The organism is Chitinophaga sp. (assembly GCF_035564935.1).
Taxonomy (GTDB): domain Bacteria; phylum Bacteroidota; class Bacteroidia; order Chitinophagales; family Chitinophagaceae; genus Chitinophaga.
Map to the genome: position 1 here is coordinate 1 of NZ_DATMTE010000801.1, position 1811 is coordinate 1811.

Annotated in this window: 2 protein-coding genes; one reads left to right on the top strand and one right to left on the bottom strand. The window is 49.1% G+C overall.

Features of this window, described 5'->3' with window-relative positions; genetic code table 11:
- Positions 1-818: SDR family oxidoreductase (locus VN105_RS20815; RefSeq protein WP_325643801.1), on the top strand; the 818-nt coding region annotated here is incomplete at its 5' end.
- A gap of 3 nt (positions 819-821) precedes the next feature.
- Here VN105_RS20815 and VN105_RS20820 read toward each other — a convergent pair.
- The gene (locus tag VN105_RS20820) at positions 822-1772 is read right to left on the bottom strand and encodes a hypothetical protein (RefSeq protein WP_325643802.1); all 951 of its coding nucleotides are present in this window, start codon (positions 1770-1772) and stop codon (positions 822-824) included.
- Positions 1773-1811: the final 39 nt, after the last annotated feature.

Genomic DNA, 1811 nt, shown 5'->3' on the forward strand with positions numbered 1-1811 from the left:
TGATAGCCACAGGCAGAGGCCCTAATCGTTTCCCCCTGCGGGATAAATACACTTATGAGGCCGTAAACCTGCGGGATGCCGGCAGCGTAAAGCAACTGGTGGAAAAGCATCAGCCGGATATCATTATTCATGGCGGCGCTATGTCGCAGGTAGATGACTGTGAAAAAAATAAAGATGCCTGCTGGGACACCAATGTAGGAGCTACCCGTTACCTGGTGCATGCAGCGGAAAGCTGTAATGCCTTTTTCATTTTCCTGTCAACCGATTTTGTGTTCGATGGCCTGCAGGGTCCTTACAGTGAAGACGCTACCGTGAACCCTATTAATTATTATGGTACCAGTAAAGTGGCTGCAGAGCGGCTGGTAATCAACAGCAAACTGCAATGGGCCATTGTGCGTACCGTACTGGTATACGGCGTGGTAGCAGATCCGCATCGTAATAATATGATCACCTGGGTGAAAAATAATTTGCAGCAGGGTAAAAAAGTGAAAGTGGTAGACGACCAATGGCGTACGCCTACTTTGTGCCACGACCTGGCGAAAGGTTGTTTGCTGATTGCAGATAAGAAAGCCGCCGGTTTCTTCAACATCTCCGGAAATGAAATTCTCACTCCTTATGATATGGCCATTCAAACGGCTGAATACTTTAAACTGGATACTTCCCTCGTAGAAAAGATCAGTGCCAAAACGCTGGCACAACCTGCGGCCCGCCCTGCCAAAACAGGGCTGATAATAGACAAGGCGGCCAAAGAACTCGGATATCAGCCCCGCACTTTTGCAGAAGGACTGGAAATTGTGGCGGGTGAAATAAAAGCCTGACGGCTAAAACTCAAGAAATACTTTACTGCCGAATATCTTCCTTACACTATCCCTTTGAATGAGGGTATCTGCTGCCATTGAATGTAGTTCCACCGCGGTTCTGAACATACTGTCCCGTTTGTAGAGCACCAGTGTTTTCCCCCAGGCAGCCTGCTTTTTCTGCATTTTTGCAGCAGCGGTACTATCCTTATACCTTTCCACTACTGCATAGTAAGTAATAGGAGTAACTGCCGCCTTTGCGGTAGAATCGGCCAATGCTTTTTGCAGGGAATCCGCAGCAGCAGCGGCTAACTGTTGCTGGGTGGCAATATTATTATCCGGCAATGCTTCAGACTCAGACACCGCTTTGGATACGCCGGATAAATACCACCAGGCCGCCAGCCCGATCACAATAGCTGCAACAGGAATCGCCGCCCACCACCATTTAAAGCCGCTTTCTTCTGTTACGGCTTCCAGTGTATCTTCCACTTCTTCTGTCATAATGGGTTCCAGCGCTTCAGGGGGCGCCGGCGGAGTAAAAGCAGGTGTTGTATTGGTGCTGCGTTGATCTGCTGCGCGTTCAATGGGTTTGATATCGAGCGTATCCTTTTCCACCGGCAGCTCTTCTGCATGAAAGAGAATGTTGCCGGCGAAGTCGCCCTGCAACTGCCCTATACCTGGCAATATCACCGGTTTACCGGATTGAAGATCCGCTTTCAGTTCCTCAAGGTATTTTTCCAGTTTCCGTTGTGCTACAGCGGGTACCAGGTTCTCTTTAAGGGCTATCCATTCCACACAGGACCCATCATCCTGCCATTGCCGGGTAAACATCACCTGTTCACGGGGCGCCGTAAGCGTTTGTGCGTGGGTGTTATAGTGTGCAGGGAAATGCTGCACAGAAAACGTTCCCAGCTGTGGTACCACACAAACCCGCTGTTTGAACAGCACTTCCTGGATGTATTGCTGAAGTATCAAGTAGAGCAGTTTTTAGTGCGAATGATTAAAGCGAATTTT